Genomic DNA, 22,514 nt, shown 5'->3' on the forward strand with positions numbered 1-22,514 from the left:
TATGGAAATCAAAATAAGGCAAGGTGTGGCATCTGATGCTGCGCAAACTACGCCGCTTATATTGAATGCGGCGCAGTCTTTGTTAACGTCTATTTTTGGACAAAATAAAAATAAAACAGCTGAGGGCTACCTGTCTCATGCATGGGAGCTCGGTGGCGGGCAATATGGCTTTAAGAATCATTGGGTGGCGTGTAGCGGCGACGAAGTACTCGGTGTTGTGACCTCTTGGCACAGCAAACTTGGTGCAACATTTGATAGGGCGACCCTTGATAGCATCACATCGTACTTTACCCTCGATGAGGCTATGACAGTGCTCATGCGCAATCAGACCGTGGCCATCAATCTTACGCCGCCTACTAATACCGAACTCATGATAGGCCATCTCTCTGTTGAAGAAAGTGCCCGTCGAACGGGCGTGGGAACGATACTGGTTGATGCTATGCAAGCGCGAGCAGAAAAACTGAACAAACGTAAAGTGGTACTAGATGTTGAAGTGTCGAACGTGCCAGCCATTCGTTTCTATCAGCGCCATAGTTTTGTGGAAGAGTCGATAAATAAAGGTTTTATTCGATTTTCTAAACCCGTATAGGTAAACGTTTCCTTATATACGCGCGAGCCCAATCGATATGCGCTCGCGCTCAAGCATAGATGTGCCTTATCGACATGCCCTAGTCTGGGTAATTGCCGTTCTCATCTGCCACAAAGAAGGGCGTAGAGTACCAATAATAACGCCCTGATTGCGCATTAGACGGTGCTGTACAATTCACACGTGAACGTCCTACTGGAAGGGTTTCATCAAGGGTAAACGTAAGCACATTTTCTTCTAGGCTAGTCTCGATAGGGTCGCCGCCGAAAAAACAATTTACTTGTGTAAGGCGAACATCGTCACTGTCTATCGTTAAACTAATGGGCGATGACAGGTTTCGCGCTGTCATACGAGGGTCTTTATGTGAACTTTGCGTCACTGGCATGGCTAGACTATTAAGCTTGGTCTTTAGCGTTGCCAAATTGGCGTAAGGACCGGCCGCGGGGAAGCGCGGTAGTGCCTGCATGTCGCTAGATGGGCCCACAGCCCCGGAATGCTGCCCGAATCCAATGTAACCTTCAGCTTTGAGCTTATTAGCGAGCGCCGTGTTGTATTCACCAAACGGGAACGCTAAATATTTAAGGCTAATATCCAGTTTATCTTCAATCTTCTTTTCAGCACTTTCTACGTTCTGCCAAACTTTCTCCAGCCATGCGCGCTCGCCCATTGCTTGCTCACCGTTTAGCATATGAAGGTGGTCTAGCGTGTGGTTGGCAAAAACAACGCCATCGTTATGCATAGCAATAACTTGCTCCCATGTTAGCTGCTTAGGACCTACGCCAATTTCATCAGGGTTGATAAACACGGTATAGGGAAAACCTAGGTCAGCCAGTATTGGGTGAGCATTGTCTAAAATGTTTGCGTAGCCATCGTCAAACGTAATCGCAACCGCATTTTCTGGCAGTGTAGTGTTGTGTTGTATCGCAGAAACAACGTCCTGAAGCGAAACAACAGTGTGGTGTGCGTCCAAGTATTCCATGTGCGATTTAAAGGCTTCAGGCGAAATACTGGTACTGGCTGGTGTTGAAGACGACACATGGTGATAAAGCAAAATGGCGGCGTTAGGCGTGGTGCTCACACTAGAGTCGATGTTACTACCACTTTGTTCCTTTGTAGTGGAAGTCGCATCAGCAACAGGGTTTGCATCTGAGCCTGAAGCAATGCTAGGTGAGACCAACAAAACATTGAAAATTCCCGCAAGCATTGAAGATAAGATCTTCAAACGCGTACGACTCGTCGTTCTATTTTGAATTACATTGTTGGTTTTCATATCATCATCCACTGAGTGCCTAATCAAATTCAATTGCATGGTAAACTCCAAATAATGCGACTTGGCCAATCTTATACATGGTCAAGCTGGTACGCATTTCACTTATGCCGCTGCATAGGTTGATAGTATATAGCGAAATTAACCCCTACTGAGATCATTTATGTCCCCTGCTCAACTAACTCAGCGCTCCTTTTTTGACGACCATTCCCGTCTGTTGGCGTTAGCACTTCCCATGATCTTAGCGAATATTACTACGCCTCTATTAGGTTTGGTGGATACCGCGGTTTTGGGACACATGTCTTTACCAGCCATGCTTGCAGGGGCTTCGGTGGGCGCACTTATCTTAACGCAGATATACTGGGTGTGCGGGTTTCTTCGCATGTCATCAACAGGCTTGAGTGCACAAGCTAAAGGCTCACCGAACAATACATTAGAGTCAGCAAAAGTGCTGTGGCAAACGGTGGCGGTTGCTCTAATGTTGGGGGCTGTGGTACTCGCTCTTCAATCTCCTATCTTGTCTATAGGCTTAGCTTTAACTCAGCCAAACAGTGAAGTTGCCCTGCATCTTCAAGACTACTTTTCGACGCGGGTATGGGGCGCACCAGCTGCCATGCTTAATCTGGCATTAGTTGGATGGTTAGTAGGGCAGCAAAAAACGCGCAGCGTCATGGCTATTCAAATTGTGGGAAATTTATTGAATGCGGGACTCGATGTAGTGTTTGTGTTCGGGCTTGGTTTGTCTGTAGCTGGCGTGGCGCTGGCCAGTGTTATCGCTGAGTATACCATGGCTATAATGGCGCTAGCGGTGGCGTTTAAGCGCATAGGCGGTGTCGCGGTGAGTGCATCGTGGTTTAACCGTGCAGCTCGTAAGGTACTGATGAAGCTTAACGGTGACATGCTATTGCGTAACTTAGCATTACAGGGCTGCTTAGCGTTTCTCACCATTCAAGGTGCCCGTTACGGCGAAACGTCGGCGGCCGTCAATGCCATACTCATGCAGTTCTTTGTTCTTATTGCATTGGGACTTGATGGCATAGCCTATGGGGTGGAAGCGCTGGTGGGTGAAGCCAAGGGGGCGTCAGACAGCAGCGAAGTGAAACGACGCACCTACCAAGGGTTAGTCTGGTCGAGTATTTTTGCCCTTATTTATAGCTTGATATTTTTCGCTGGCGGTGAGGCCATTATCGCGCTGCTTACCGAACATAGTGACATTGTAAAAGCTGCGCTACCTTATCTTGGTTTAATGGTATTACTTCCTCTATTAGCGCATTGGTGTTTTTTGTACGATGGCGTATTTGTTGGTCTTACCCGAGCCAGCGCAATGAGAAATACCATGATAATAAGTGCGTTAGGGGTGTATTTCCCCGTTTGGTATCTCACGCAAGATCAGGGTAACGTCAGCCTTTGGTATGCTCTCCTTGCCTTTTTACTCGCTCGCGGTATGACATTGGCCTGGAGCTTTTATCGATTAGATAAACGCGGTGAGCTAGCGACACCGCAAAGCTAGTGTTTTATAACGCTTCGCTGACCTTACTTAGGGAAGGCGTGCTGAGCACGCTGCCTCTCTCAGTTTTTCTAGGCATCATTCAGTATTATTCTTGCTAATGTGTTTTTGCGCGGTTCTTTTTTGCACAATGATAATAGTGTGTAGTTCAGGGTGCTGATCGAATTCAACGTGACGAACAAACCCGCCTGCTTCTATCAATATTTCTATGTATCTATGTAGCCCCAGCGAGGCGTAGTAGACTTCTGGGCCCATCACTTCGTTTGTGTGTTGGCCGCTTTCATCTGTACCTCCACAGCTAAAAAGCAACACACCGTCATCGTCTAAGTGATCCACTAGCTTCTTAAGCAAAGGCTCTTGCTGCGTTAGGGGAATATGCCAAAAGCTATCCCAAGCGCTAATAAACGAATAGTGCTTGGGGATAGTGAATGTACACACGTCGGCGCAATAGAAGGTATGAGCGGGTAATTGGGACGTCGCAATGGCCAGCATATCTTTGGAAACATCAATGCCTTCGTAAGCTAGCCCTGCGCTTTCGATAACCGGGACAAAACGATTGGTGCATCCGCAACCTATGTCTAGTGCGTAACCTCGTTTCTTTGGTTTGTCTTTATTGCTCGCTTTTCCCTTATCAAGCGCTTCGCTGGGCACCGTATCAGGCTCTTGTGATGGGGTGGCCGCTAAAAATGACAATGCTTTTTGGTAGGCGGTTAACCCATTTTTCTGATTAAATTCAGGACGAGTCCAAAGGTGTGTAATGGTGTCGTAGGCCTTGCCAGTTTCTTCAGGTGTCATATTCCCTCTGTTAGCTGAGCTTTTACTGGTTCAAGGTTAATTCATCTAGCAACAATGTATAGTGCAAAGAAGAGAAAAGGCGAAACCCGTTTAGGATATTGAACGGCCAGACAGTAACACCTATGCAGTTTCGTTTGGTTAGGGCTTATATGTAGACATAACTAGGCATTACCCAAAACGCTATTACTCAAAGTGCTATTATTCAAAGGGCTTTGGGCCAAATAGACAGCTAAAAGTGAATAGCCTGCAAAAAGAGCGTGATCATTTAAGCAGGCAGCACTACAGCTATTTTCTTACGATGTGCGTGGCACAGAGCTTGTTGCCCGCTGGGTCACGCAGATAAGCAAGATACAGTTGGCGTTCCCCATTGCCTCGAATACCCGGTGGGTCCTCGCATGGCACGCCCCCATTCTCGCTTCCTACTTTATGCCATTCATCAACGATGTCTGGTGTTCGAGCGGCAAGGCCGAGCGTGGTGCCATTACCGTGTGTGGCAGCCTCTCCGTTAATCGGCTTTGTTAGCGCTAAAATACCTTTAGGCGTGTAGTAAAATACCCGTCCATATTCATCAAAAACGCCTGGCTCGTATCCTAATACTCCTAAAATAGCATCGTAGAATTTCTTTGATGCTTCAAGGTCGTTCGCACCAATCATTACGTGGCTAAACATAGCTGTGTCCTCTGAAAATAGTAGGGCCAATTCCCTTTTATCAAAGTTAGGTTATATGTGTTTCGCTACTTACCCTTTGCTAACGCTTTGGGGAGCTAATGCAAAATCTACCGCAGCTGAAGCATGGATAGCGGTAGTATCGTATAACTTAACTTTGGTGTGATGTTGTTGAACTAATAAGGCAATTTCTGTGCAGCCTAAAATGATGCCTTCAGCACCCTCGGCCGCCAGTTCATTTATAATGTCAATATACGCGTTACGGGATTCAACACAAATCACGCCCTTGCATAATTGTTCATAAATAATGTTATGAACCGTGTCTCGTTGTTGGGCATTTGGAGTAACAACCTCAATGCCAAAAATCTCTTTAAGGCGGGATGTATAGAAGGTTTGTTCCATGGTGAAGCGGGTGCCCAGTAGCCCAACTTTCTTAAGCCTATCTTGTTGCAACACGCACCCCGTAGCGTCGGCAATGTGAATAAGTGGAATAGTGATCTTCTGCTCTATGTCAGCTGCTACTTTATGCATGGTATTGGTACAAATTAATATGGCTTTTGCACCCGCAGTTTCTAAGTGCTTCGCCTCGCGGATCAGTATATCGGCGATTTTATCCCATTCTCCTTTATGCTGAAGCTGCTCTATGTGGGCAAAGTCAACGCTGCTTATTATCAGCGGTGCGCTATGAAGGCCGCCAAGTCGAGCATTAACACCACGGTTTATGGCTTGATAGTAACTGACAGTTGATTCCCAACTCATTCCGCCAAGCAGGCCCAACTTCTTTGTTGTATTCACTACAGCTCCTTTTCATATTGTTATGCACTTTGCGCAACCTCTAATCTACCTATAACCCGAGACGAGCGCTAGGCGAACATAAATGAACGGGAGACAGCTTCGCAATGTAGAGTATGGCGTATGGGTAAAACTGAATGCAATCAGACTGGCTTACATTAAGAATAGGGCAAGAAGGTATGGCGTAGAGCAGGAAGTAATCAGAATTTAGGCGGTGGCTTTTTGTTTTTTATAAACGAAAAACGCTGAATAAAAATTCCCCAGTAACCCAACATGGCGATAGCGAAACCGACAAATAATATAAGAAGGCTCAGGTAATGCAGCGTGATATGAAGTTCACTTAAGGTAAACAACAGCAAGACGCCGACAACGAAAATAGATAGACCTATTTTGAATCGTTGCCAGCTTTTGTGAATGTCTTGCTTTAGCATGAGATAGTTATCGAGATATACACTTAAGCAAGTGCAATATTACGCTTAGTAGTAAGAGTGCTCACCCGCTTGGTGCTCAGTCGCATCGCGCACGCCCTTAAGCTCGCCAGCGAATTGCTCAACCATTTGCTTCTCAATACCTTCTTTAAGCGTTACGTCTACCATTGAGCAACCATTGCAGCCGCCGCCGAACTGAAGTATGGCATAGCCATCGTCAGTCAGTTCTGTCAATACAACATTGCCACCATGGCTCGCTAACTGAGGATTGATTTCCGACTCAATCATATAGTTAATTCGCTCAATTAATGGTGCGTCGTCAGACACTTTACGCGCTTTTGCATTAGGTGCTTTTAAGGTTAACTGTGAGCCCATTTGATCGGTAACGTAATCAATTTCCGCTTCCTCTAAATAAGGCGCGCTTTCTTCATCTACGACCGCATCGAAACCATTAAATGGCAAACGGGTATCTGTTTCTTCAACCGCGTCTGGTGGGCAATAGGACACGCCACACTCAGCCGACGAAGTGCCTGGATTTACGACGAATACACGAATATTCGTGCCAGACTCTTGTTTACTCAACAGTTTTACGAAGTGAGCCTGGGCTTCTTCTGATATAGTTATCATCAGCAAGTCCTACATATTTTGAAATTTGGATTATTGTATCAAATTTACCTGAGTAAAACAGTCAGGTATTAATTAAATAAATTATTCCAGTGAATCGAATTTGTTGAGAGGCGTGCACATCGACACTATTCTCAACCATAACAACAAGACGGGAAGCGCTATGTTCGCGAAATTGCATTACACCGCCAAAAAGAATCCATTCTCACTCGTTTCATTATTAGCCCTTGGTACCATCGCCTTTGGGGCAACAGCCAGTCAGAAATCATTAGCACAACCCGCCTCTGCTTCAACTGTTACTATTGCACCTGATGTAGGCGGGCAGCCGGTGACAGCATACTTACCTGACACGGTATCCTACAACCCAGCTATTCCCACGCCTGAATCGATACTAGGCGCCAACATTGGCGAGTGGCATGTGCGTCACGACCAAGTCGTCAATTATATGAAACTACTTGCCGAGAAGTCTGACCGTATCACCATTGAAGAAACCGGCCGTACTCACGAAAACCGCCCACTTCTGTTACTGACAATCACAGCGCCCTCAAATAGAAACAATATTGAGGCGATGAGGCAGCAACACATTGATGCAATGGAAAGCGGCAAGAAAGTAGGTAGCGATGCTCCCCTTATTTTCTACATGGGCTACAGTATTCACGGTAACGAGCCTTCCGGAACCAATGCTTCACTTGCGCTGGCTTATTATTTGGCCGCGGCTGAAGGTAAAGAAATTGATGCCTTGTTGAATAACAATATTGTGCTGTTTGATCCGTCTTTCAACCCCGACGGGCTTTCTCGATTTGCTCAGTGGGCAAATATGCACAAGGGCAAGCAGCTGGTTTCTGACAGTCGACATCGTGAACACGATGAGGGGTGGCCGTCAGGTAGAACAAATCATTACTGGTTTGATTTAAACCGCGACTGGCTATTGCTGGCGCACCCAGAGTCGCAGGCGCGAATTAAACAGTTTCATAAATGGCGCCCACATATCCTCACCGATTTTCATGAGATGGGGACAGACAGCACCTATTTTTTCCAGCCTGGTGTGCGCTCGCGTAAAAATCCACTGACGCCTGATGAGAACGTAACGCTAACTGAAGCGCTTGCCCAGTATCATGCTGCCGCGTTTGATGAGCAAGGGGAGCTCTATTTTACCCAAGAAGCGTTTGACGATTTCTACGCAGGCAAAGGCTCGACCTACCCAGATTTACACGGCAGTGTGGGTATTCTTTTTGAGCAAGCAAGCTCACGGGGCCACATTCAGGACTCTATTAATGGCAAGCTTGCCTTCAAAGACACCATAGCAAATCAAATTACTACGTCTTTAAGCACTTTTAGAGGCGCATTGGCAAATAAGGCTGCTATTCTCGATTATCAATCGGGTTTTGTTAAGAGCACACAGTCACTGGCTGAAAAGGATGAGCAGGTAGGTTTTGTTGTTAGTGCATCGAATGACACAGCTCGCTTTAACGCATTTGTTGCATTGCTTGAACAGCATCATATTAATTACGAGGTGTTAACGAAAGATGTTGAGGTAAGCAAAGTTCGCTATGGTGCAGGTCGCGCGATTTATATTCCTTCAAACCAGCCTCAATACCGTTTAGTAAAGTCAATTTTCTCTACCCAAACCTCGTTTGAGAACAACACGTTTTACGATGTATCAACGTGGAATTTGGCTTTGGCTTTCAATTTGGATTACGCGCCTCTAGATAGGGGCGATGCGCGAAGCCTAAAACTTAGCGACAACACCGCACTTGCACAACCAACACTTAACGATATTCACCCAGACGCATACGCGTATGCGTTTTCATGGCAGCAGTACTATGCGCCAGCCATGCTGCAAACGTTATTGGAAGCTGGCGTTAAGGTGCGTAGTAGTGAAGAAGCGTTTTCCGCTATTAAATACGATGGCAACAGCATTGAGCTTCAGCCTGGCAGCATAGTTGTACCGAAAGGTCTGGGTCAGCCAGAAAACTTGGCGGCCATTTTGCGCGATGCGCAACAGCAACTTCAGGTGCCTGTATTTAGTTTGCGCAGTGGGTTAACACCCACAGGGCACGATTTGGGTAGCCGAAGCATGGCGCCTGTAACCTTACCTCAAGTATTAATTGTTGGCGGTGAAGGTACCAGCGAATACGAAGCAGGTGAAATATGGCACTATTTCGACACAAAAGTGGGGCTAGCTGCCAGTATCGTTGAGCAACAACATCTGACAAGCGCGCTTAATGATCCTAGCGTTACTTATACGCACCTTCTATTCCCTAGCGGTGGATATCGCTTTAGTGAAAGTGAAAGAACTCAAATTGAGCAGTGGGTGAAAGCCGGTGGCGTGATCGTGGGGCAGAAATCCGCGTTGCGTTATTTCGCTCAACATAAATGGTTAGACGTAGAAATTGTTAGTCGAGAGAGTATTGATAACGCGTTCGATGAAAGCGAACTCAGCTATAAAGATGGCGCATCGTTATACGCCAGAAAGTTGGTGGCTGGCGCTGTGTTTGAAGCCAATATCGACAATACTCATCCATTATTCTACGGCTATGATGACGACACACTGCCCATGTTTAAAACCAATAATATGATAGTGGAGGCCAGTAGCTCACCCTTTATAACACCTGCACGCTACACTGATGAGCCTCTCATGGCTGGGTTTAGTGACAAAAGAATGGTTGCGCTAATGGCTGAATCAACTGCTGTGACGACTCAAAAAATGGGGCGCGGCGTTGTCATTGGCTTTACCGACAATACGCAGTTTAGAGGGTACTGGTATGGCACGAACAAGATGCTGGCCAATGCAATCTACCAGTCTCACTTTATTCGCTAAATCAGCTTGAAAGGCGCGGCGAATGCCGCGCTTTTCAGTATCACCGCTTCTGCTCACTAGGCTTTCTGATACAGACTGCTTTTAGGCGGTGGCGTAAATGCCGCGACCCACACCTGAATGTGTAAATTTGGGTAGCGTTTTTTGAGCCTTTTACTCAATGTATTCACGGTCACGCCGGTGGTGAGTACGTCATCGACGATTGCAACGCTGAAGTTGCTGCCATCTTTAATGCCTTGCGCTATTGCTATCTCATCATCGATACACTGCGTCGATAGACTAAATACACGGCTTGCGTTTTCGGCTCTCGCCATTTTGGATAAGTGATGCTGCACGCTAAAGCCCCGTCGTTTGGCCCACGACTGGTTAACTGGAACATTCAGCTCACTGCTTATGCTTTCACACAGAAGCGTAGCCTGATTGTAGTGCCGTGTAGCAAGTCGCCATGCACTAATTGGCACCGGAAGCAGCACATTGGGCACTGATAAAGTGCACTGTCGCATTTTATGGACAAACCAGTTACTTAATACTTTTCCTGCCGTAAGGGAATGCGTAAACTTTAACTGGTGAACCAGCGATGACATTGGCCACGTATGAAGTCCCAAAACGCGTAACGCGTCATAGTGGCTATGCTTGACGTGGCCTGCCACAGGGCCATATTGAAGTAAGTTACTTCCGTGCAACGTGGCATCGAAAAAAAATATGTCATCTTCACACCAGTGACATACTGGCGTAGGACTTGCCTGATAACATAGCAAGCATGAAAGGTTCATAGTGTTGATTCCATCAACTTCCTTGAATTGTCGAACGTCGACTTGTTTTCATTATTTCGTGTTGCCTCAAAAACACGTGACTGCCTAAGGAGGTGTAAATGGAAAGTTTGCATACAAACGGCGAGCTTGTCACCCGTACTCAGGGTACAGGCGTAGATGTGGTATTTCTTCATGGTTGGGGTATGAACAGCGGAGCGTTCACATCCTTTATTCCTTATTTAAGCGATAATTTTCGCGTCACCACCATAGATCTTCCTGGGTTTGGGGAAAATGCAGAGTTCGTCCCATCACCGTATAACGTGGAAACATTGGCTCAATCCATTGCGAACCAACTGCCAGACCAGTGTGTGTTGGTTGGGTGGTCATTAGGTGGCCTAGTTGCCCAAAAATTAGCGCTGTTAGCACCAGAAAAACTTACCGGACTGGTAACGATTGCTTCAACACCTCGATTTATAGCAGGGCCTTGTTGGCCGGGTATTGCTGCCGATTTACTTTCAATGTTCGAGACTCAGCTTGAAAAGAACTATCAGAAAACACTGGAACGTTTTTTGGCAATTCAAGCGATGGGCAGCGAAACGGCAAAGCAGGATATTAAGGCGATCAGAGAACAGGTAACCCAATTCCCAGATCCCGCCGAGGAAGCGCTTAAGAAAGGTTTACGCATATTGTCTACTGAAGACATGCGTCAAGACGTGGGGCGAATAACTACACCCACATTACGATTGTATGGCAGGTTGGATAGTCTAGTGCCGACCAGCGGAATAGATCGTATATGTGAGCTACATCCGCAGGCTGATACCGTTGTTCTGCCTCATGCGTCGCATGCGCCGTTTATTTCACATCCTCAGCAAACTGCTGACATTTTATTTCGCTTTGCCGCTGGCGTTTACCAGCAAAAGGCGTCGTAATAGAGCGATGACATGAAGCTTCAAACCGCGGCTTGCCGATAGTTTGAAGCTTTTCTTATCTTTGACAGCTTAATAAAAATCGCCTGCTTACAATAAGTTAATGACAGGGTGTGATACATGTCTTTCCATTTGTGTGAAATTGGTTAATAATTGCACATGAGAGGTTAGGGGTAGTGTATGACAAGTATTGATGGTTTAGGTGCAGGCTCTGCATTTGCAGCGGCTCAATATGGTTTACAAAATGCCAGCGACGGAATTTCGCAGGCAGCATCAAATATTGCTCAGCGAACTGCTGAGGATGCGGTAGCACCCGCTCAACCTATTGCGACCAATACCGACACAATAAACACGTCATCGAATTCAACGTCTACCTCCACGCGTCTCACTGACGACTTAATCGCGCTCAATGTAAACGAACGTAATGCCCAAGCCTCTGCCAAAGTATTAGGTGTTGCCGATGAGATGCTTGGTACCATCATAGACGTGCTTGCGTAGGTGGAACAGTTACGGTGAATATCGTTACACCAATCCTTAACGCCATTGCTTATCCCACGGCGAACATAAATACAGAGTCTGCACGTAGAGATAACGTGCAGCGAGAAACTATTCCCCAAGCGTCAGATTCCCAGCAAGGGGCTTCTCAAAAAGGCTTAGGGTCAGAAGCCGATAAAGCGAAGAGCCCCGGCCAGCCGCCAGCGCCGGTTACTTACGAGCGCCCTCAGGTACAAACAGAACTTCAAGCTGCCTTTCAAAACGTATTTGGGCAACAGAAAGATAATGCGCAAGATGAGAGTGCAGGCAAGCAGGGCGCGCAAGACAGGCAACAAGAACAGCAAGAGAAACAAGACGCTGCTGAAATTGAGCAGTTAAAAGCCCGCGATCAGGAAGTGAGGGTTCACGAGCAAGCGCATGCTTCAACAGGCGGTCAGTACGCCGGTGCTCCGCAGTATGAATACACTACAGGCCCTGACAATAAACGCTATGTGACCGATGGCGAAGTGTCGATTGATGTTTCAGAAGAAAAAACGCCAGAGGAAACGCTGAAAAAAATGGAGCAAGTGCGCGCAGCCGCCCTCGCACCAGCTGAACCTTCATCACAAGATTTAAAAGTGGCTGCAGAGGCTTCTCAAAAAGCCACAGAGGCCCGTAGCGAGATTGCCAAAGGCCAAACAGAAACGGCTTCAGCAGGTTCTACTTCAGCACAAAGCAATGGCATTGTTGCAGACACTGGGGCAGCCGTGCAGCCCGATACAAATATAGGCACCGCAACCGATTCTATTGCGGATATGGTGTTAGATAATCAATCTTCATCAGCAGACACACAAGGCTTTCAGGCAAATGAGTCTAATGTGATGCAAACACGAATTGGCCGCATTCAAAATGCTTATTTGCAAGCTTACACCCCCTCTAGAGAAGGTTTATCGCTTCAAGCATGATAACGTGCAATTAACGCTAGCTGCTTAACATTGCACGAACGATTTAGCCCGTCATAGCTAAGGGCTAAATCGCGAAAAAAGCACTTTCACTTCCCTTGCATTGCCTTAAAACCAGCAGGCCCTAATAATCCAGTATTGCCTTTGTAAACGGATATTTAGGTGAGCCGCCAGTGATGTCTGAAAGTACCGAGTTCATGGTATCTACGTCGCTATCGAAGCCACCATGGGACGTGGCGGCGGTGGCATCACCTACTTTCCCCTCACTGTACTTAAACGTCACGTTAGGCAGCGGCTGATTAAACACAGCCATACCTAACAAGGGCATCTCTGGTTTGGATTCAAACGCATTTGATACTAAATAGAGCAACGACTTCTGGTAAATACGCGCCACGTGGTCATCTTTTTCCAACGCTTCAGATAAGTTGTAAACCGTGGTCGATTCAATGTGTTTCCCTTCTATAAGCGCAGAGAGCTTTTCGTTGAACAAGGGGTAGCTAATGGCTGGAGCCAGTAAATGCAGACTCTTAATCGTTATGTTTTCATCAACTTTACACAGCCTAGATAGGCTGTGTGCATGAAAAATAGAGCCAGCAGAATGCCCTACGACATGCAGCTTAATATCTGAATTGTCTTTCAAGTAGGCGGCCAATTGCGTTAGGAAATACGTACCATCTGATGTGGTACGGGTAAAGGGCGTGCAAGCGTCTGATTTCATTTCTCGCCACAGTGCGCCGCCTACTTTACGTGTTGCCCATTCTAGTATGCGGTCAGTGTAGTCAGTGAAGGCTCCTACTTTGTTGCTAATCTCTTTATTCTTAAAGCCCAGAATATCCTTGAGTTCTTCTAGCATACCCGTGTCGTACATGAAGTGAATGGGGTAAATATCGTTTTTAAGAAAGGTGTCTTTCATTGCTGCAATGCGTTTAGCCGAAGCTTTTATGCTATTTAAGCCGCCATGTGCATACAGCATTACGTGGCGATGGTTACTTTCGGAAAGTTTTTCAATAATGGCATCGACGTGGTTTTTATTGCTCCAATATTTACTTCTGGTATCAAAGTGTCCGTCGTCGAAATGAACGAAGTGATCTTGAATGCTCACCCGTGGTGTGGAGCGAGAAAACAAACCCTGTGCAATAGAGCGCGTAGCCTGATGGTAAGTTCCTGTGCCTGAAATAGGAAGTGCGAGTTGAACAACCCATGCATCCATAACGTTTAACGCCCAGTCATCGTAACGCCAAAGTGCCAGCCCTGACTTCTTCCAATCCGTCCCCCAGGAGTTTTGGATCCAGAACCCTTCATCGTTATAGCCAACAATGGCAAACGCATGGCCACCCATGGGTTCAGGCCTTAGGCTTATTACATCACCTTCGCTATCTTTCCAGCCTTCATGAATTCTGGCAGAAACAAAGATTACGCCCACTTCGTTAAGCGCCGCATGAAAATCGCTAATTTCTCGTTCAATACGGTAGTACGCACCTAGCCTGTGATTGCTTGCATTGTTAGCAATAGCTAGGGTCATTTCAAATTCGTTGCTATGCTTTATGTCTTCAGTTAGTGACTCGTTACATACGCCACTGTTGTACCACCCCTTAATTGCACCGCGGCAGCTAGAGCCTTCATACGCTTCACCTAACCACTCATCATGACGTTTGGCCATGGCATAAAGCATCCACGGGCTAACAGTATGTTTTCGGCCTTGCTGACGGTAAATGAAATTAATGGTAGCGGCCAATGCAAAGCCGGTGCACGCTCCATCTTTACCTTGGTCTAAAATAACCAAATTGCCTGGCGGGTCGATAAAAGGCTTAAGTGGAGTAAGATTTGGTTGGTAATAACGATCCCGAAGGTCGGGGTAATCGGCGCTGACATTCAGCATGTTTTTTGAGACAGGCGAGTTCATAAAATCATCCTTTGATGAGGGCAGATAATCTTTGCTGTACAGTTGGATGATTACGCTCGTACACCAAAGGTTAGTGGCCCTTAGCTCATTATGGTTGTCCGAAAGTGCTGCCTAGAAAAAGGCTGTGGTCAAATGAGCAACATTACCTTCGTTAAACGTTAAGGCTCTAAACGCATGTCAACGGCCTTGCTAAACGCTACCAATATACGAACTTCGGTTTCGGTGTGACCCACACCTCTTCATTATTTCGGTATTCTCTATTCTGGTGCTTTTGGTTAAAGAGTTTTTGGGCACATAAAATTTCTATGCGCCCGAACTAATGTACCACAATCTAATGTAGCAAAAACGGCAGGCTAAATGGAAGTGTGATACAAAGAGGGCCTGTCAGTGACAGGCCCTCTATAAGCAACAGTAAATTATGTTGAATCGCTACTGTTTACTTTTTTGCTTTAGCAAATGCATCAGCAAAGGCGTTGCCCATGGCGCTGTTTTGAGGCTGGCTGTTGCGATTGCCGCCACCCTGATTTGAACGAGGGTTAGCTTTAGGGTTTGTACGCCCAGGCCCTTTGTTTTGTGCTCTGCCTGCACCTTGGCTATTAGCTCCTTTACCTGAGGTTCCCTTACCTGAAGCGCTATGGCCGCCTGCATTATTGCTTTGACTCGGTGTATCGTCTAAGCGCATGGTGAAGGAGATACGCTTGCGCGGTACGTCTACTTCAAGCACTTTTACTTTGACGATATCGCCTGCTTTAACTACCTCGCGCGGGTCTGAGATAAACTTGTTAGTCAGTGCTGAAATATGCACCAGTCCATCCTGATGTACGCCTACATCAACGAACGCGCCAAAGTTGGCCACGTTGCTAACCACACCCTCTAAAATCATGCCTGGTTTAAGATCGTTGATGGTTTCAACGCCTTCTTTAAACGCGGCAGTTTTAAACTCTGGACGAGGATCGCGGCCTGGTTTATCCAGCTCTTTTAGAATGTCTTTAACCGTTGGCAAACCGAATGCGTCGCTGGTAAAGGTATCTGGCGACAGGCTTTTTAGAAGCTCGGTATTGCCGATGATGTCATTAACAGCAACAGCGGTCGTATCTACAATTTTATCTACCACTGGGTACGCTTCGGGGTGAACCGCAGAGGCATCAAGTGGGTTTGTGCCGTTTACAATGCGAAGGAAGCCTGCCGCTTGCTCAAAGGCTTTAGGCCCTAAACGTTCAACTTTCAATAGCGCTTTTCGGTCTGGGAAAGCACCATTGGTGTCTCTGAAATTAACAATGTTATGCGCTAGGGTTTTATTTAAGCCCGATACGTAGCTCAACAGCGCGGGCGAAGCAGTGTTTAAGTCAACGCCAACGGCGTTTACACAGTCTTCAATAACACGGTCTAGCGATTTGCCTAACTGGCTTTGGCTTACGTCATGCTGATATTGGCCTACACCAATAGCTTTAGGTTCAATTTTAACCAGCTCTGCCAGCGGGTCTTGCAAGCGTCGAGCGATAGACACTGCGCCGCGGATTGACACGTCAAGATCGGGCAATTCTTTTGAAGCAAGCTCAGAGGCTGAATACACCGATGCACCCGCTTCACTGACCATAATTTTTTGTGCAGTAAGCTCGCTGTTGTTCTTGAGCATTTCGCCAACGAGTTTGTCTGTCTCGCGCGAGCCAGTACCGTTGCCAATGCTGATTAAATCTACTTTGTATTGCTTGCACAACGTGGTGAGCGTGCGAATAGATTTATCCCACTGGTTTTGTGGTGCATGCGGGAAAATGGTGTTGGTTGCGACCACTTTTCCTGTGCTGTCTACGACCGCTACCTTAACGCCAGTTCTCAAACCAGGATCTAGGCCCATAGTGGTTTTTGCACCTGCAGGTGCAGCCATTAACAGGTCGTTTAGGTTTTTAGCAAATACCTCAATGGCTTCTTCTTCTGCGCGCTCACGAAGGGCGCTGAATAGCTCAGTTTCCATGTGTAAACCAATTTTGATTTTCCACGTCCACTGTACAACTTGAGCTAAGAAGTCATCTGCACCACGGCCGCGGTGCATAATATCGTAATGGCTGGCAATAATATGTTCGCAATGCGATGGGCCGTTGTCTTCTGACTGCGGATCGGCATCTAGCTGAATGTGTAGCATGCCTTCGTTGCGGCCTCTAAACATCGCCAGCGCGCGGTGAGATGGTACGTTCTTGTACTTTTCACTGTGTTCGAAATAGTCTTTATATTTGGCGGCTTCTTGCTCTTTACCTGATACAACCGTGCTTTTTACATAAGCGTTTTCAGTTAAGTACTTGCGCACTTTTGCCAGCAGTGTAGCGTCTTCGGCGAAGCGCTCCATTAAGATATAGCGGGCGCCTTCTAATGCTGCTTTAGTATCAGCAATGCCACTATCTGCGTTAACGTATTCGCTTGCTGCACTTTCAGCATCGGTATCTGGGGTAGAGAATAAGGTATCAGCGAGAGGTTCAAGGCCTGCTTCAATCGCTATTTGGCCTTTAGTGCGTCGGCGAGGCTTGTACGGTAAGTACAAATCTTCCAAGGTAGTTTTGCTGTCAGCACTGGTGATACTGCTTTTAAGCTCGTCGGTTAGTTTGCCCTGTTCCTCGATAGATTTAAGGATTACATCGCGGCGCTCTTCAAGCTCTCGCAGGTAGGTTAAGCGCTGCTCCAAGGTACGCAGCTGTGTGTCATCAAGGCCTTGTGTCACTTCTTTTCGGTAGCGCGCGATAAAAGGTACGGTAGACCCTTCATCAAGAAGTTTAACAGCGGCAGTTACTTGCGAAGGTTGAACGCTAAGTTCATCTGCAATTTTATTGATAATCATAAGTCGCTCTAAGATACTAAAAATTCGCGTCAGGCAATGGCGAATAAACGGTGTGTGAAAGGCTTATATACACAGCGTCGGTAGTGAAAATAGGAGCGGTGAGTATATCACCGCGGTGTAGGGGAAGTCGTCTGATCATTGTGTTACAAATGGGTGATTAAATAGGGCATATTAGTGCTCACAGTTTGTCTGTTGCGTCGTACCAAATACGGTTTATCCACCACTCTTTCGTGCCCGTTTCGGTTTTTACAACAAACTCATCGTCTTCTTCTTTGCCAAGCAGTGCTCGCGCCATCGGAGAGTCGATAGAAATGTAATCCTTGCGGCCGAAAATTTCGTCGTAGCCCACGAGCCTAAGTTCCATCACCTTGCCCGCTTCGTTTTCAATTTCAACCCAGGCACCAAAGAAGACCTTACCCTCTTGCTGTGAATCGTAGTCCACAACCTTTAGGTTTTCCAAGCACTTGCGAAGGTAGCGTACGCGGCGATCAATTTCCCGTAACTTCTTCTTATTGTACTGGTAGTCGGCATTCTCGCTTCTGTCACCAAGGCTCGCTGCCCAGGTTACCTTGCGAGTAATTTCAGGTCGTTCTTCACGCCACAAGAAATCCAGTTCTTGTTTAAGCTTTAAGTAGCCCTTTCGAGTGATAAGCGGTGTTTTCACAATGTCCTATAAATAATCCAGCTAATTACCCCTACTTTATGTGGGTAATAAGGCAAAACGCAATCTTTCTGTACGTCAAAAAGTGACAAAAGAGCCAGATTGAATAATTATTGAACATAAACCTTTCGTTTAGTGTCGTAGTATAAATAATAGTCAAACCATTAGGGGAAATGAATGCGTAACAGGATACCAATGTTGAACCGTCGAAGGTCGGGGAACGATCCGTTCCAAACCAGCGGTACTATCATCGGTTTTATGCTGTTTTTAAGTGGCGCGCTGTTATTGTTGTATGCCTTGCTTGATATCGTTGTTCGCTTAAATAGTATGCAAACCGTGATATATCTTATTTTAGGTTGTGCTATGTATAAGGTGGGTCAGTCTCTGTTAAATCATTTTGCTACGTTTAAGGTACACACAGAAAGACGGCGCGCCCCTCAGCGTTAAAACCTTTTGTTTTAAGCACCAAGTTTTAAGGCGAAATTGTTCCAAAAAGGCTTGGAATAGACCGTGAAATTTGGTCGATTTAGACTAAGCTTATTAGTGTAATTCGAGGCACCAAGCATATTGAATAACCCACTTTACTATTTGGGTACGCGCGTGGTGAAAACCCACTGGCTCGTAGGGAAAAGGTAAGCAAGGATCACGCTGACTCACTAAAACAAAAAAGCCGACGCTATGCGTCGGCTTTCTCTTTTTCTTAAAGCGCTAACTTATTCCGTTGGCGCTTCTGCTTCAGGCTTAACCACTTCTAGCAACTCAACGTCAAAGATAAGCGTCGAGTTTGGCGTGATTGCGCCAGTAGAACGCGCACCATAAGCAAGTTCAGATGGGATATGGAAGCGATACTTTGCGCCTTCTTTCATCAATTGAACGCCTTCAGTCCAACCAGAAATAACGCGATTAAGTGGAAATTCTGCTGGCTCGCCACGCTTGTAAGATGAGTCGAACTCTGTGCCATCTAGCAAGGTGCCACGGTAGTGAACTTTAACCATGTCTGTCGCTTCTGGGCTTGCACCCTCGCCTTCTTCAAGTACTTCGTACTGAAGACCAGACTCGGTAGTTACCACACCTTCTTTCTTACCGTTTTCTTCTAGGTAAGCTAGGCCTGCTTCAATATTTTTTTCAGCGGCTTGTTCCGCCATTTCTTGCTGCTTAGCGCGAAGTACTTCTTCGCCTTGTTGAGCGATTTGCTGAATCTGCTCTGGCGTAAACTTAAGGGTGTCGTTTAGACCGTCTTTAAAGCCTTGTTGTAGCGCATCTTGGTCTAATGTTAAACCCAGTTGCTCTTGTTGTTCGGCACGGTTGCTAACGAACAAACCCATGCTTGCGCCCATGGCGTAAGCTTGCTTTTGCGTATCTGTCATTTCTTCTGCTGAAACAGAAGTTGTTTTTGCACTATCAGCGCTTGTAGAAGCGGCCTCATCAGATGTATTTGGCTGGCAAGCGAAAAGGCCTAGCGCAGCGATAGTAGATAAGGCAACGAGCGACTTCTGCATAAAAACGTCTCCATAAATTTTTATCATCATGCGTCTATGTCTATACTGCTGCATCCAAGGCAGTGTGCACGATAGTTAAAGATGCGTGATCCATGCTATGTTAAACCTAGCGTTTACAAAGCGAAACCCATTTGATTATGTTTAGGCCTCAAATGTTCCATAGAATAGCGTTACTCATCGTACTTATAGGTAATTCCATGGGATGCTCTGTCCCTGATACTACGCCAATACAGCAATGGCGTCATGTAGAAGAAGGCGCCTATGCCGCAGATATTTCTACCGACGGCACGTTAGCGGTGGTTTCTGGCGTGAATAATGGGGTAAACGTATGGCGAATTGGACAAAGTGATCCCCTTTATCACTGGAGCCACCAAGGTGAAGGTGACAACCTGGTCATGTCAGTGCACATTAGCGCCGACAAACGCTATGTTGTGACCGCTGACCGCGAGGCGTTTGCCTTATGGAGTCTGGAGACTGGCGAGCCTGAAGGTTTTTGGCGCATTGACGAGTCATCAATTAGAGATGTGGTGGTTACCAATAATGGTAACGGCATATTGGTGGCGCGCTCAAATGGCAAAGTTATGTACTTTGAACCTCGTACTTCGCGTCGACTAGAGTTTTTAGGGCATCAGGAAAAGGTTAACTCCATTGATATTTCTCCTAACGGTAAGTTCGCATTGACGGGGGGCAACGATTACATAGCGTATTTATGGAGCACTGACACTGGGCAAATAATTCATTCATTCACCCACCCCACGCGAGTAACAAAAGTAGCGCTTGATGATGAAGGCCGCTTTGCTTTTACTGCGGACAGCCAGAGCAAGTCGCAAGTGTGGAATGTGCAAACTGGGCAGCCTGTGGCATCCCTCAAATATGCAGCGCGTCAGAAAATCTTCACAGATGTTGAGTTTTCCAAAGATGGTCAGTTTTTACTAACAGGCTCTCCCGCCAGAAAAGTATACCTGTGGGATTTGAAAACTGGCGAGCAAGTGCAGTCCATACAGGTTGCATCACGAGAGTCAGTTTCACCACCAACCGCAGTTGTGTATGGCGTCGCCTTCCTCCCCAATGATAATATATTGTCCATAAGTAGTAGTGGCCTTGCCGAAGAATGGCAACGAGAGAGATAGAGAATTTACATGACAGATAAAAGCGCTGAGCATTTACAACAGCAAATAGATAGCGCGAATAGCTATATCGAAGAGCTTCAAACTAAAGTTGCATTTCAGGAGCACACCATTGAGGCGTTAAACGATGCGCTGTCTTCGCAACAAAAGCAGCTTGACGATTTAGCCTTTAAAGTACGCCATGTCGTTGACCGCGTTAAGTCTATCGAGCCGTCTAATATTGCTAAGCAGTCAGAAGAAACCCCGCCTCCGCATTACTAGAATAATTGAAGCGCACTAATAATTGCAGCGCGGTATTCATTTGGATCACGTCCATTGGCGATGACACTTATTGCGGGGCGCTCATCGTGGGAAGAGGCCTGTGAAGACATCAAAGGCGCTTCGTTGATGTGCAGTAGTGTTGAAAAAACATCACGCTAGTTCATCTTGTTATGAGTTAGGCGAAGTCTTCATTTAGCCAGGATATACATTTGAATTACACTTGCGCCCCGATACAAAGGCTTCAGCAAAAAGAAGCCTTTTTTACTATTTAAGAGAGTGAGTTATGAGCGATTTTGATATGGATGCGTTTGATAGCATCGATTTTGACTCTGTTGAGCAGTCAGTAGCAGAGAAACAGGCTGAAAAAGACAAGCAAGAGAGTCAAGAGATTGAAGGTATGCGCGACGGCGCCAACGACTGTGGCGATAGCTGTACTATTTAAGCGCGCTCAGCGGCGAGGGCTCTTAATTTTCAGAGCCTTCCGGCGCTTCCAACTTATCCAGCTCGAGTCTATCCAACTCTATACTTTTCTCCACATCGCCGTTAAAAGCCTCGATAAATGCATTTTTTAAAATCGCGGTAAATGCCTCCCATGTTTGGGTGTCAGGGCTTGATAAATCGCCTTCAACAGGAATGCGTGTGGCAATTTGGTCTTCGCTTTGGTTTTCAAACAGTTCGGTGACAAACGCGGAAATGGCTTCGATACTGCCTTCAATAAAACCATCGCCGTCACGTTCAATGTCACCCTTCCAAGAAAATACCTCCACATTATGCAAAATGGGTTTGATATAGCCTTTTACTTTCCCTTCATTAGACGCCACTTCAGCCGCAAGCGTGAGGGTGCCGGCTTCCAGATCAAACGGTGCGTAGGTATCAAGCAGGTTCTTAAAGTTCACTAGTCCAACGTTGTCAGCTTGAATATCAACGTCAAATGTGGGGGCTGTTGTTGCGGGGTTGAGTTTAGCGTTTAAGGATATCGTGCCCTGCTGTGCCGTTTGTCCTTGCGCTTTGGCCGTTGCTACACGTGAGTCTGACAAGTTATCGCTATTCACCAAGTTATTCACTTCAAGCTGAATATCATGAAGCGCTATGTCGATAGCCGGAGAAGTATCGGGGTTGTGGAAAGCGACTTTTCCTTGGTTAATAGTTAGCTTATCGATGCGTAACGGGAAGAGTTGGTCGGCGATAGATAACCAGTTTTCATCCTTACCAGACTGGCTTCTCTCCTCCGTGTTGCCGTCTACAAAATTAATCTCGGGGGAATTAACAATGACTTTTCCCACCGCTGCACCTTTGAAAAGCTGTGACCATGAAAGCGTAAACTCCACATAGTCAGCTTTAAATAGCGGCCTATCTACTTGCCCGTTCGCCTTATAAAGCAAAACATGTTCTAAACTATATGCGCCACGCCATAGCATTAAATCTACATCGCCCACGCGGCCGTTATACTCTTTTGACTGACTCAGCGTCGTGTTGATGTATGACGCTGCGGCGTAAGGCAAGTAAAGTCTTATGGCAATAAGCGTAAGCAACAAGGCTATAAGGACATAGCAGACACGTTTTTTAGCATGTTTCATATTTCACTCCTTTGCAAAGGAAATACAAAAATTATGCCTGAGCAACCTCTTTCGTTAGGTAA

At 46.4% G+C, this 22,514-nt stretch carries 22 protein-coding genes; 11 read left to right on the forward strand and 11 right to left on the reverse strand.

The genetic code is table 11. The features are described 5' to 3' along the window. The first annotated feature begins 1 nt into the window (after position 1). Positions 2 to 589: a GNAT family N-acetyltransferase gene (locus tag MHN00_RS08495; protein WP_014951376.1), complete on the forward strand. Its 588-nt coding sequence runs from the start codon at positions 2 to 4 to the stop codon at positions 587 to 589. A gap of 79 nt (positions 590 to 668) precedes the next feature. On the opposite strand, the gene MHN00_RS08500 is transcribed toward MHN00_RS08495, so the two are convergent. Continuing rightward, the gene (locus MHN00_RS08500) at positions 669 to 1,895 is read right to left on the reverse strand and encodes a polysaccharide deacetylase family protein (protein WP_075177170.1); all 1,227 of its coding nucleotides are present in this window, start codon (positions 1,893 to 1,895) and stop codon (positions 669 to 671) included. Between the two features lie 121 nt (positions 1,896 to 2,016). On the opposite strand from MHN00_RS08500, the gene MHN00_RS08505 reads away from it, so the two are divergent. Further along, on the forward strand, positions 2,017 to 3,363 hold the full coding sequence (locus MHN00_RS08505; protein WP_014977798.1) for an MATE family efflux transporter: 1,347 nt from the start codon (positions 2,017 to 2,019) through the stop codon (positions 3,361 to 3,363). A 75-nt stretch (positions 3,364 to 3,438) separates the two neighbouring features. Here the strand turns inward: MHN00_RS08505 and MHN00_RS08510 are convergent, their stop codons facing one another. From MHN00_RS08510 to MHN00_RS08520, 3 genes are all read right to left on the reverse strand, one after another. Then, positions 3,439 to 4,155, reverse strand: coding sequence for a class I SAM-dependent methyltransferase (locus tag MHN00_RS08510; RefSeq protein WP_239300914.1), 717 nt, complete (start codon positions 4,153 to 4,155; stop codon positions 3,439 to 3,441). Between the two features lie 285 nt (positions 4,156 to 4,440). Then, positions 4,441 to 4,824, reverse strand: coding sequence for a VOC family protein (locus MHN00_RS08515; protein WP_014951372.1), 384 nt, complete (start codon positions 4,822 to 4,824; stop codon positions 4,441 to 4,443). Between the two features lie 69 nt (positions 4,825 to 4,893). Further along, a complete protein-coding gene (locus MHN00_RS08520; RefSeq protein ID WP_343213212.1) occupies positions 4,894 to 5,616 on the reverse strand; it encodes an aspartate/glutamate racemase family protein in 723 nt (240 codons plus the stop codon). 82 nt (positions 5,617 to 5,698) lie between these two features. Here MHN00_RS08520 and MHN00_RS20450 point away from each other — a divergent pair, with 82 nt between their 5' ends. After that, positions 5,699 to 5,824, forward strand: a complete 126-nt coding sequence (locus MHN00_RS20450) for a hypothetical protein (RefSeq protein WP_275443096.1) — start codon at positions 5,699 to 5,701, stop codon at positions 5,822 to 5,824. 265 nt (positions 5,825 to 6,089) lie between these two features. Here MHN00_RS20450 and nfuA read toward each other — a convergent pair whose 3' ends face one another. Next, positions 6,090 to 6,668, reverse strand: a complete 579-nt coding sequence (nfuA, locus tag MHN00_RS08525) for a Fe-S biogenesis protein NfuA (protein ID WP_014951369.1) — start codon at positions 6,666 to 6,668, stop codon at positions 6,090 to 6,092. A 160-nt stretch (positions 6,669 to 6,828) separates the two neighbouring features. On the opposite strand from nfuA, the gene MHN00_RS08530 reads away from it, so the two are divergent. Further along, positions 6,829 to 9,486 (forward strand): M14 family zinc carboxypeptidase, encoded by a 2,658-nt coding sequence (locus tag MHN00_RS08530; RefSeq protein WP_239300915.1) that lies wholly within the window; start codon positions 6,829 to 6,831, stop codon positions 9,484 to 9,486. 56 nt (positions 9,487 to 9,542) lie between these two features. Here MHN00_RS08530 and MHN00_RS08535 read toward each other — a convergent pair whose 3' ends face one another. Continuing rightward, complete coding sequence (locus tag MHN00_RS08535) at positions 9,543 to 10,256, reverse strand: ComF family protein (protein WP_014951367.1); 714 nt, start codon at positions 10,254 to 10,256, stop codon at positions 9,543 to 9,545. Positions 10,257 to 10,354: 98 nt separating this feature from the next. Between MHN00_RS08535 and bioH the strand changes: the two genes are divergently transcribed. From bioH to MHN00_RS08550, 3 genes are all read left to right on the forward strand, one after another. Beyond that, positions 10,355 to 11,164 (forward strand): pimeloyl-ACP methyl ester esterase BioH, encoded by an 810-nt coding sequence (gene bioH / locus MHN00_RS08540; RefSeq protein ID WP_110289570.1) that lies wholly within the window; start codon positions 10,355 to 10,357, stop codon positions 11,162 to 11,164. A gap of 177 nt (positions 11,165 to 11,341) precedes the next feature. Continuing rightward, positions 11,342 to 11,659, forward strand: coding sequence for a hypothetical protein (locus MHN00_RS08545; protein WP_014951365.1), 318 nt, complete (start codon positions 11,342 to 11,344; stop codon positions 11,657 to 11,659). Between the two features lie 14 nt (positions 11,660 to 11,673). Further along, a complete protein-coding gene (locus MHN00_RS08550) occupies positions 11,674 to 12,600 on the forward strand; it encodes a putative metalloprotease CJM1_0395 family protein (protein WP_061486835.1) in 927 nt (308 codons plus the stop codon). A gap of 121 nt (positions 12,601 to 12,721) precedes the next feature. Here the strand turns inward: MHN00_RS08550 and MHN00_RS08555 are convergent, their stop codons facing one another. The 3 genes from MHN00_RS08555 to greB all read right to left on the reverse strand — a co-directional run bounded on the left by MHN00_RS08555 (position 12,722) and on the right by greB (position 17,991). Then, complete coding sequence (locus MHN00_RS08555) at positions 12,722 to 14,500, reverse strand: C1 family peptidase (protein WP_061486834.1); 1,779 nt, start codon at positions 14,498 to 14,500, stop codon at positions 12,722 to 12,724. A 436-nt stretch (positions 14,501 to 14,936) separates the two neighbouring features. Beyond that, on the reverse strand, positions 14,937 to 17,327 hold the full coding sequence (locus MHN00_RS08560; RefSeq protein ID WP_239300916.1) for a Tex family protein: 2,391 nt from the start codon (positions 17,325 to 17,327) through the stop codon (positions 14,937 to 14,939). 178 nt (positions 17,328 to 17,505) lie between these two features. After that, positions 17,506 to 17,991: a transcription elongation factor GreB gene (gene greB / locus MHN00_RS08565; protein WP_014951337.1), complete on the reverse strand. Its 486-nt coding sequence runs from the start codon at positions 17,989 to 17,991 to the stop codon at positions 17,506 to 17,508. Positions 17,992 to 18,165: 174 nt separating this feature from the next. On the opposite strand from greB, the gene MHN00_RS08570 reads away from it, so the two are divergent. Next, positions 18,166 to 18,435 carry a hypothetical protein gene (locus MHN00_RS08570; RefSeq protein ID WP_170826521.1) on the forward strand — a complete coding sequence of 90 codons (270 nt, stop codon included), beginning with the start codon at positions 18,166 to 18,168 and terminating at the stop codon, positions 18,433 to 18,435. Between the two features lie 266 nt (positions 18,436 to 18,701). On the opposite strand, the gene fkpA is transcribed toward MHN00_RS08570, so the two are convergent. Next, on the reverse strand, positions 18,702 to 19,487 hold the full coding sequence (fkpA, locus tag MHN00_RS08575; RefSeq protein WP_014951335.1) for an FKBP-type peptidyl-prolyl cis-trans isomerase: 786 nt from the start codon (positions 19,485 to 19,487) through the stop codon (positions 18,702 to 18,704). A 197-nt stretch (positions 19,488 to 19,684) separates the two neighbouring features. On the opposite strand from fkpA, the gene MHN00_RS08580 reads away from it, so the two are divergent. The 3 genes from MHN00_RS08580 (at position 19,685) to MHN00_RS08590 (ending at position 21,317) form a co-directional block, all read left to right on the forward strand. Beyond that, positions 19,685 to 20,617 (forward strand): hypothetical protein, encoded by a 933-nt coding sequence (locus MHN00_RS08580; protein WP_239301154.1) that lies wholly within the window; start codon positions 19,685 to 19,687, stop codon positions 20,615 to 20,617. Between the two features lie 9 nt (positions 20,618 to 20,626). Beyond that, positions 20,627 to 20,875, forward strand: coding sequence for a SlyX family protein (locus MHN00_RS08585; RefSeq protein WP_014980717.1), 249 nt, complete (start codon positions 20,627 to 20,629; stop codon positions 20,873 to 20,875). A gap of 283 nt (positions 20,876 to 21,158) precedes the next feature. Beyond that, positions 21,159 to 21,317, forward strand: coding sequence for a hypothetical protein (locus MHN00_RS08590; RefSeq protein ID WP_012520154.1), 159 nt, complete (start codon positions 21,159 to 21,161; stop codon positions 21,315 to 21,317). Positions 21,318 to 21,339: 22 nt separating this feature from the next. On the opposite strand, the gene MHN00_RS08595 is transcribed toward MHN00_RS08590, so the two are convergent. After that, positions 21,340 to 22,452, reverse strand: coding sequence for a DUF748 domain-containing protein (locus MHN00_RS08595; protein WP_061486831.1), 1,113 nt, complete (start codon positions 22,450 to 22,452; stop codon positions 21,340 to 21,342). Positions 22,453 to 22,514 lie beyond the last annotated feature (62 nt).

It is taken from the genome of Alteromonas sp. Cnat2-8, from assembly GCF_022348355.1.
GTDB classification, from domain to species: Bacteria; Pseudomonadota; Gammaproteobacteria; order Enterobacterales; family Alteromonadaceae; genus Alteromonas; species Alteromonas macleodii.

Bases quoted from the DNA above. Each gene is read 5' to 3' on its own strand.
- MHN00_RS08495 (WP_014951376.1), top strand. From the start codon at position 2: ATGGAAATCAAAATAAGGCAAGGTGTGGCATCTGATGCTGCGCAAACT.
- MHN00_RS08500 (WP_075177170.1), bottom strand. From the start codon at position 1,895: ATGCAATTGAATTTGATTAGGCACTCAGTGGATGATGATATGAAAACC.
- MHN00_RS08505 (WP_014977798.1), top strand. From the start codon at position 2,017: ATGTCCCCTGCTCAACTAACTCAGCGCTCCTTTTTTGACGACCATTCC.
- MHN00_RS08510 (WP_239300914.1), bottom strand. From the start codon at position 4,155: ATGACACCTGAAGAAACTGGCAAGGCCTACGACACCATTACACACCTT.
- MHN00_RS08515 (WP_014951372.1), bottom strand. From the start codon at position 4,824: ATGTTTAGCCACGTAATGATTGGTGCGAACGACCTTGAAGCATCAAAG.
- MHN00_RS20450 (WP_275443096.1), top strand. From the start codon at position 5,699: ATGAACGGGAGACAGCTTCGCAATGTAGAGTATGGCGTATGGGTAAAA.
- nfuA (WP_014951369.1), bottom strand. From the start codon at position 6,668: ATGATAACTATATCAGAAGAAGCCCAGGCTCACTTCGTAAAACTGTTG.
- MHN00_RS08530 (WP_239300915.1), top strand. From the start codon at position 6,829: ATGTTCGCGAAATTGCATTACACCGCCAAAAAGAATCCATTCTCACTC.
- MHN00_RS08535 (WP_014951367.1), bottom strand. From the start codon at position 10,256: ATGAACCTTTCATGCTTGCTATGTTATCAGGCAAGTCCTACGCCAGTA.
- bioH (WP_110289570.1), top strand. From the start codon at position 10,355: ATGGAAAGTTTGCATACAAACGGCGAGCTTGTCACCCGTACTCAGGGT.
- MHN00_RS08545 (WP_014951365.1), top strand. From the start codon at position 11,342: ATGACAAGTATTGATGGTTTAGGTGCAGGCTCTGCATTTGCAGCGGCT.
- MHN00_RS08555 (WP_061486834.1), bottom strand. From the start codon at position 14,500: ATGAACTCGCCTGTCTCAAAAAACATGCTGAATGTCAGCGCCGATTAC.
- MHN00_RS08560 (WP_239300916.1), bottom strand. From the start codon at position 17,327: ATGATTATCAATAAAATTGCAGATGAACTTAGCGTTCAACCTTCGCAA.
- MHN00_RS08570 (WP_170826521.1), top strand. From the start codon at position 18,166: ATGCGTAACAGGATACCAATGTTGAACCGTCGAAGGTCGGGGAACGAT.
- fkpA (WP_014951335.1), bottom strand. From the start codon at position 19,487: ATGCAGAAGTCGCTCGTTGCCTTATCTACTATCGCTGCGCTAGGCCTT.
- MHN00_RS08580 (WP_239301154.1), top strand. From the start codon at position 19,685: ATGGGATGCTCTGTCCCTGATACTACGCCAATACAGCAATGGCGTCAT.
- MHN00_RS08585 (WP_014980717.1), top strand. From the start codon at position 20,627: ATGACAGATAAAAGCGCTGAGCATTTACAACAGCAAATAGATAGCGCG.
- MHN00_RS08590 (WP_012520154.1), top strand. From the start codon at position 21,159: ATGAGCGATTTTGATATGGATGCGTTTGATAGCATCGATTTTGACTCT.
- MHN00_RS08595 (WP_061486831.1), bottom strand. From the start codon at position 22,452: ATGAAACATGCTAAAAAACGTGTCTGCTATGTCCTTATAGCCTTGTTG.